5 protein-coding genes and 2 pseudogenes are annotated in these 7,815 nt (G+C 61.0%); 1 reads left to right on the forward strand and 6 read right to left on the reverse strand.

The features are described 5' to 3' along the window. The 5 genes and pseudogenes from I5W_RS16870 to I5W_RS16890 all read right to left on the reverse strand — a co-directional run. Positions 1 to 1,144 (reverse strand): annotated as a pseudogene (locus tag I5W_RS16870) (ABC transporter substrate-binding protein); the annotation flags it as partial. 87 nt (positions 1,145 to 1,231) lie between these two features. Then, the gene (locus I5W_RS16875; RefSeq protein ID WP_044530091.1) at positions 1,232 to 2,308 is read right to left on the reverse strand and encodes a branched-chain amino acid ABC transporter permease; all 1,077 of its coding nucleotides are present in this window, start codon (positions 2,306 to 2,308) and stop codon (positions 1,232 to 1,234) included. Between the two features lie 66 nt (positions 2,309 to 2,374). After that, positions 2,375 to 3,289, reverse strand: a pseudogene (locus I5W_RS16880) (branched-chain amino acid ABC transporter permease). Between the two features lie 73 nt (positions 3,290 to 3,362). Next, positions 3,363 to 4,244: an ABC transporter ATP-binding protein gene (locus tag I5W_RS16885; protein ID WP_044530093.1), complete on the reverse strand. Its 882-nt coding sequence runs from the start codon at positions 4,242 to 4,244 to the stop codon at positions 3,363 to 3,365. Between the two features lie 76 nt (positions 4,245 to 4,320). Then, a complete protein-coding gene (locus I5W_RS16890) occupies positions 4,321 to 6,282 on the reverse strand; it encodes an AMP-dependent synthetase/ligase (RefSeq protein WP_044530094.1) in 1,962 nt (653 codons plus the stop codon). A gap of 268 nt (positions 6,283 to 6,550) precedes the next feature. Between I5W_RS16890 and I5W_RS16895 the strand changes: the two genes are divergently transcribed. Beyond that, positions 6,551 to 7,228, forward strand: coding sequence for a Crp/Fnr family transcriptional regulator (locus I5W_RS16895; RefSeq protein WP_026051917.1), 678 nt, complete (start codon positions 6,551 to 6,553; stop codon positions 7,226 to 7,228). Between the two features lie 91 nt (positions 7,229 to 7,319). Here I5W_RS16895 and I5W_RS16900 read toward each other — a convergent pair whose 3' ends face one another. Continuing rightward, positions 7,320 to 7,775 carry a response regulator gene (locus I5W_RS16900; protein ID WP_017450499.1) on the reverse strand — a complete coding sequence of 152 codons (456 nt, stop codon included), beginning with the start codon at positions 7,773 to 7,775 and terminating at the stop codon, positions 7,320 to 7,322. Positions 7,776 to 7,815 lie beyond the last annotated feature (40 nt).

Consider the following 7,815-nt stretch of genomic DNA (forward strand, 5'->3'; position numbering starts at 1 on the left):
GGCAGCAGGCCGGTGGCGCCCAAGGGCTTTCAAACGCGCATCGGTGATGGTGAGGTTTTCAAAGCCCCCAGCGTACCTGCTCGCCGCTCATGACCTTGCTTTACCGAAACTTGGCCTGGGCGGTGCGCACCGCTTCCACCGTCGCAATGGCGGCCGATACGCCCCGGTTGTAGAGGATGGAGCCGAGCTTGTTCTTGTCCTGCATGTTGCCCTTCCCCGCGCCATAGACCACCTTGTCGATGTCGGCGATCACCGGCACATCCTTGCCGGCCACGTTCCAAGTGGCCGACAGGTAACCCTTGGCGGCTTCACCGGCGGGAATGGTGTCTTCTTCCGAACCGGCCCACCAGGAACCGATGATCTTGTCACGCGCATAGCCGACCTTTTGCGCCGCCTTCAATGCCGTCTGGTTCATCACGCCCCAGCCCCAGAAGATCACGTAGTCCGGGTTTTCCTGGCGGATGCGCAGCCATTGCGCGCCCTGCTCGTTGCCGGGGTGCGCCACCGGGATTTCCACCAGCTTGAACTTGCCGATGGACGCCTCGGCCTGCAAGGCCACGATGGGTTCCTTGCCATAGGCTGAATCGTGGTACAGGAACACGATCTTCTTGCCCGCCAGCGAGCCATTGTTCTTGCCGGCCAGATACTTGACGATGGCCGAGACCTGCATCTGGTAGGTCGTCACCAGCGGGAAGGCATACGGGAACACCGAGCCATCCACCGCATCGGTGCGGCCATAGCCGATCATCACCAGCGGCACCTTGTCTTCGGCGGTCTTGTCGATCAAGGCATAGGAAATGCCGGTGGCCATGGGGTTGATGGCAGTGCCGTGGGTGACCGGGTTCTTGTTCTTCATGCGCTCGTAGCACTCCACGCCCTTGGCGTTGTTGTACTCGGTCTCGCATTCTTCCCAGGACAGCTTGACGCCGTTGATGCCGCCTTCCTTGAGGTTGACGTAGTTGAGGTAGTCGACGTAGCCGCCGTAATAGGACTGGCCGTTGGTGCCATACGGCCCGACCCGATAGCTGGGGATGGCGATGAACTGCTCATTGCTCTGCGCCAGCGCCGGCACGGCTGCCGACAGCAGGCCGGCGGCGCAGGCGGTAGCCAGCACCAGCTGCCTCAGATGCTTCATGGTTTTCATGGTCTCAGTCTCCTTTATGTTGTCGTTGCCGACTTATCTGGCGCCGGTGTGCCGGCCCCTCCTACCTCATTGCAATACAAGCCGTGGTCAGTGCGGGAACGGCCACAGGCGCAGTTTTTCCTTGGCGATCTGCCACAGCCGCGCCAGTCCGTGCGGCTCGGCGATCAGGAAGAAGATGATCAGGGCGCCGAACACCATCATCTGGATGTGCGACACGGTGGCATTGGTGAATGGCAGATGCAGCAGTGCAGCCAGCGGCGGCAGTGCGTTGTCGAGGAAGATCGGCAGCAAGAGGATGAAGGCCGAACCCAGGAAGGAACCGAGGATGCTGCCCACGCCGCCGATGATGATCATGAACAGGATGCGGAAGGACAGGTCCAGCGAGAAGCCGTCCGGCTCCACCGAGCCCAGGTAGCAGAAGGCATACAGGGCGCCGGCCACGCCGCAATAGAACGAGCTCACCGCAAAGGCGGTCAGCTTGGTGCGCATGAGCGGAATGCCGATCACTTCAGCGGCCACATCCATGTCGCGCACCGCCATCCAGGCGCGGCCAGTGGAGGAACGCACCAGGTTCTTGGCTACCAGCGCCAGCACGCTGACCACGGCCAGTACGAACAGGTACTTGCGCACGGGCGTGTCGATGGCGATGCCAAACAGATCGATCTTGGGGGTGCTGATCACGCCCGAGGAAGAATTGTTGGAAAACCAGGGAAACTTGGTCAGCGCCCACACCACGAAGAACTGCGCCGCCAGCGTGGCCACGGCCAGATAGAAACCCTTGATGCGCAACGAGGGCAGCCCGAACAGCACACCCACCAGGGCTGCGCAGCCGCCGGAGAGAATCAGCGTGGCGACGATGGGGATGCCCTCCACGCGCAGCTGGAAGTTGTAGGCCGCATACGCGCCCACCGCCATGAAGGCCGCCGAGCCCAGCGAGAGCTGGCCGGCATATCCGGTCAGCACGTTCAGGCCGAGGGCCGCCAGGGCAAACACCAGGAATGGCACCAGGATGGCCGAGAACCAGTATTCGCTGCCCAAGAGCGGCACGCCCACGAAGGCCAACACCATGAACAGCGTAAAGAGGATGCGATCCTGGCGGATCGGGAAGATCTGACTGTCGGCGATGTAGCTTGTCTTGAATTGTCCTGCTTCACGGTACAGCATCATGTTCTCCTTGTTCCTGCATGGCAGCCATGGCGACATATCGCCAACATTGGAATGAGCGCATTGTCATACGCGGTCGATATGCCGCTCGCCGAACAGTCCTTCGGCCGCACCAGCAAGAACAGCAGCGCAAACACATACCGGAACCCAGCCTTCGATGCCACCGAAGTTGCCGCCGAAGGCGTCCTGCATCACCGGTGGGATATAGATCTCGGCCAGTTTTTCGGAAGCACCGATGATGAGGCCGCCGACAATGGCTCCGGGAATCGAGGTAAAGCCACCCAGGATCAGCACCGGCAAGGCCTTCAAGGCGGTCATGGTCAGCGCGAACTGCACGCCATTGCGTGAGCCCCACAGCAGCCCCGCGATCAGCGCCACGAACCCGGCCACGCCCCACACCACGGCCCAGATGTGCTGCAGCGGGATGCCCAGCGACAGCGCCGCCTGGTGATCGTCGGCCACTGCGCGCAAAGCGCGGCCGACCTTGGTCTTCTGGAAGAACAGCGCCAATGCCGCCACCAGCGCCACCACCATGCCCGAGGCAAAGAGGTCGAACTTGGAAATGCCGATGCCGATGCTGTCCATCACCGACTGGATCGGCTCATCGACGATGCCCAGGTCGATGGGCCGCACCTCGCTGCCGAAGAGCATCGGCCCCAGGCCTTCCAGGAAGAAGGTCAGGCCGATGGTGGCCATGAAGAGCGTGATGGGCGGCTGGTTCACCAGCTTGCGCAGCACGAAGCGTTCGGTGGCCAGCCCCACCAGGATCATCACCACGAAGGCGCCGATGATGGCGGCCCACATCGGCATCCCCTTTTCCATCAGGCCCACCACCGCCAGCGCAGCGAAATACACCATCGCGCCCTGGGCGAAATTGAAGACGCCCGAGGCCTTGTAGATCAGCACGAAACCCAGCGCCACCAGGGAATACATCAAACCCGAGAGCAAGCCGCTCAGGGTGACTTCGAGGAAGAATTGCATGTCGTCTCCTTGCCTGCCATGTCCATATTATTTTTATTATTTATATTATTTTCATTCTTGAAACCCTTCGGATTCAGTGTGAAGTCCCGAGATAGGCCTTGATGACTTCGGGATTGCTCATCACTTCGTCCGGCGTGCCATCGCCGATCTTCTTGCCATAGTCCAGCACCACCACGCGATCCGAGATATCCATGACCACCCCCATATCGTGTTCGATCAAGACGATGGTGGTGCCGAACTGGTCGTTCACGTCCAGGATGAAGCGGCACATGTCCTGCTTTTCTTCCACGTTCATGCCGGCCATCGGTTCATCCAGCAGCAGCATGTGCGGCTCGGCGGCCAGGGCGCGGGCCAGTTCCACGCGCTTTTGCAGGCCATAGGGCAAGCGCCCTACCGGGGTCTTGCGGATGTGCTGGATTTCCAGGAAGTCGATCACCTCTTCCACCTTGCGGCGGTGGGCGATTTCTTCATTGCGCGCCGCGCCCCACCACATCGCATTGGACAACAGGCCCGAGCGCATCTTGGTATTGCGGCCGGTCATGATGTTGTCCAGCACGGTCATGCCCTTGAACAGCGCAATATTCTGGAAGGTGCGCGCAATGCCCTGGCGCGCGATGCTGCTGGGATGCATTCCCAGGCGCGGCTGGCCGCGATAGAGAATCTGGCCCTTCTGCGGATGGTAGACGCCGTTGATGACGTTGATCATCGAACTCTTGCCGGCGCCGTTGGGGCCGATGATGGCGCGGATTTCATGCTCGCGCACGTCGAAGGAGATATCGGTCAGGGCCTTCACGCCGCCGAAGGACAGCGAGATGTTCTGCAGGTCCAGGATGACCTCGCCGATACGGCGCCCATTGGCGGCCACCGCCGGGGCTTCGTCATCGGGGCTGGTCACGGGCGGCAGGCCCGCGGGCAGGATTTCGGAAGACAGGTGTCGTTTCATGGTGGTGTTCATTCAGCGGTGGTCTGGTCGGGCTACGCTGCTGGCCGAACGCCTTATTGCGGGCGTGCGGGACGGGACTGCGTGCTGCTCAGGCGGCGCTTTGCAGCGTCTTGAAGGTCTTGGCCTCGGCGATCTTGAGGTCGGCCGAGATCATGCCTTGGCGGCCATCCTCGAACTTGACCTGGGTCTCGATGTACTGCGAGGTTCGACCGGCATAGAGCGCCTCGATCAGCACCGCATACTTGTCGGCGATGAAGCCGCGCCGCACCTTGCGGGTGCGGGTCAGTTCTTCGTCGTCGGGGTCGAGTTCCTTGTGCAGGATCAGGAAGCGATGAATCTGCGAATCGGCCAGCAAGGGATCGGCCACCAGATCGGCATTGACCTTTTCCACGCAGTCGCGCACCAGTTCATAGACCGCCGGGTTGGCGGCCAGGTCGGTATAGCCGCTGTAAGGCAGGTTGCGCCGTTCGGCCCAGTTGCCCACCGCATCCATGTCGATGTTGATGAAGGCCATGCATTGTTCGCGGCCATTGCCAAAGGTCACCGCTTCCTTGATGAAGGGGAAGAACTTCAGCTTGTTCTCGATGTACTTGGGCGCGAACATGCTGCCGCTGGCCATCTTGCCGACATCCTTGGCGCGGTCGATGATCTTCAAGTGACCGTCACTGTCGAAGAAACCTGCATCTCCGGTGTGGAAATACCCCTCCTGATCGATGGCTTCGGCGGTGGCATCGGGCCGCTTGAAATATTCCTTCATCAAGCCGGGAGAGCGCACCAGCACCTCGCCATTGGCATCGATGCGCACTTCCACTCCCTTCATGGGGCGGCCCACGCTATCGAGCTTGACGTCGCCCGAGGGTTGCATACAGACCGTCACGCAGGTTTCGGTCATGCCATAGAGTTGCTTGAGATTGATGCCCAGCGAGCGGTAGAAGTCGAACAGGTCGGGCCCGATGGCCTCGCCCCCGGTATAGGCCACGCGCAGGCGCGACATGCCCAGCACGTTCTTGAGCGGTCCATAGACCAGCAGGTCGCCCAGCGCATATTGCAGGCGGTCGATGAGCGAGACACCGGGCTTGCCGTCCAGGATTCTCATACCCACCCGCCGCGCCACGCGCATGAAGCCGTGGAACATCTTGCGCTTGAGCCAGCCGGCATCCTCGATGCGGATCATGACCTGGGTCAGGATGTTCTCGTAGACCCGGGGCGGTGCGAAGTAATAGGTGGGGCCGATCTCGCGCAGGTCGCTCATGACGGTGTTGGGCGACTCCGGGCAATTGAGGCAGAAGCCAGCCACGTGCTGCTGGGCGAAGGAATACAGGAAGTCACCGACCCAGGCCAGCGGCAGGTAGCACAGGATGTCGTCGTGTTGGTCCAGGTGATCGAACTCCACCAGCGTGGTGGCGGTGGTGATCATGGCGCGATGCGAATGGCAGACGCCCTTGGGTTTGCCGGTGGTGCCGGAAGTGTAGAGGATGATGGCCACATCGTCCGGTGAGCCGGCCGCCACCTGCTGCTCGAAGAAATCCGGGTGCAGCCGTTCATAGGCCCGCCCCAGTTCCTGCACGCGGGCAAAGGACAGCAGTTCGGGCTGGTGGTAGTTGCGCATCCCGCGCTCATCGTCATAGATGACGTGGGCGATGCGCGGCAGGTTTTCCTTGATCTCGAAGACCTTGTCGACCTGTTCCTGGTCTTCGGCCATGACGAAATCGACGTTGGCGTCCGCCAGGACATAGGCCATGTCGGCCGCCGGGGCGTCCTGGTACAGCGGCACCGGCATTCCGCCCAGCGCCTGCGCGGCGCTCATGGCCCAATACAGGCGCGGGCAATTGTTGCCGATGATGGCCAGGCTCATGCCGCGCTTGAAGCCCAGCGCAGCCAGACCGCAGGCGAAGCTGCGCACCTGCTCGGCCACTTCGCGCCAGCTGGTGCTCTGCCAGATGCCCAGGTCCTTCTCGCGGAAGGCAGCCCGTTCGGGTCGCTGGCGGGCATGGGCCAGCAATAGCTGCGCAAAGGTCGCAGCTTGGGTGTCTTGTCTCGTCTCCACCATCTTCCCACCTTCTTGTGCAGGTTCGAAAGATCCGTTTCCTTCACTCTTTACGGTGAGGAAGCGAACCCGGTGTCGGATCAGTCTGTGCCGCCAGGCTTACGCCGCTCTTACTGACGCAGTCTTCCTGTCGGATATACCCGCTGTCCTGTCTCTGTAGTTGGCCAGGAATTGCCCTGGTCCTTTTTGCGATGATAGTAGAGTCAGTGGTTGCCAGTAGATGTCATCTCACCGACAATTGAGCCAACTTTCGATATTGCGACGCATCATCATGCAGACAACCATTCGCCAGATGCTCTCCAGGAGCATCTGGGCCCAGGCGCTGACCGAAGAACAATTGACCAGGGTGGAGTCCGAAGTGGTCAGCCGCAAGATTGCCGCCGGTGGCTATGTGTGCCGCAAGGGCGATCCGGTGACGCACTGGATCGGGGTGCACGAAGGCTTGCTGAAGATGAGCAGTGTCTCGCCGGAAGGCAAGACCGTCTCCTTTGCCGGCATGGCCAATGGCGGCTGGCTGGGCGAAGGCTCACTGCTCAAGGATGAACCGCGCAAGTACGATGTGGTGGCCTTGCGCGAAAGTGAATTGTTGTACATGCCCAAGTCCACCTACCTCTGGTTGCTGGACAACAGCATTCCCTTCAACCGCTTTTTGGTGACGCAATTGAACGAGCGCCTGGCGCTGTTCATTTCGCTGGTGGAATACGACCGGATGCTGGAACCGGATGCGCGCGTGGCCCGCTGCCTGGCGGCGCTCTTCAATCCCTACCTGAACCCGGGCATCGGGCTGAACCTGCAGATCTCGCAGGAAGAAGTCGGCAACCTTTCCGGCACCTCGCGCCAGCGCGCCAACCAGGCCTTGCAGGTGTTGGAAAAGGCCGGCCTGTTGAAGGTCGACTACGGCAGCATCACCATCAATGACCTGGATGGACTGCGGCAATTTCCGGGGTGAAACGCCGGTTGGCAAGGACTGACATCCACCCACGATGGAGATGAAAAAAGCGCGGCCTGCCGCGCTTTTTGCTGGATGCTCAGGATGACGCTCAGGGCGCACCCGCCTCATCACCACGCGCCGGGCGATTGCGGTTGCGCCAGTAGATGCCGGTATCGGCGACAGTACCCATGAATTCCTTGGGATCGGTGGATTTGACAACGTAACCATTGGCGCCCAGCTCGTAGCTATGGTTGATGTCGCGCTGGTCGTCCGAGGAAGAAAACATCACCACCGGAATATGCGAGGTGGCGGCATTGGACTTGATGATCTTCAGGAAATCGTGGCCGCTCATCAGCGGCAGGTTCAGGTCCAGCAAGATCAGGTAGGGATGCAAGTCGCGGCGGCTGGCGTATTCGCCCTGGAAGAAGAATTCCTCGGCCAGCTCCGCATCGGCAAACCAGGTCAACTTGTCGGCCAGCTTGCGGCTGCCCAGCGCCAGGCGAGTCAACTCGGCCACTTCCGGGCTGTCGTCGACTAGGATGATGTCGTATTGCTCGATATCCATGGATGGATCGCTTCTTCAGTAAATTTTCAGCTGGAACATT

It is taken from the genome of Herbaspirillum sp. B65 (assembly GCF_000333555.1).
Taxonomy (GTDB): domain Bacteria; phylum Pseudomonadota; class Gammaproteobacteria; order Burkholderiales; family Burkholderiaceae_D; genus Herbaspirillum; species Herbaspirillum rubrisubalbicans.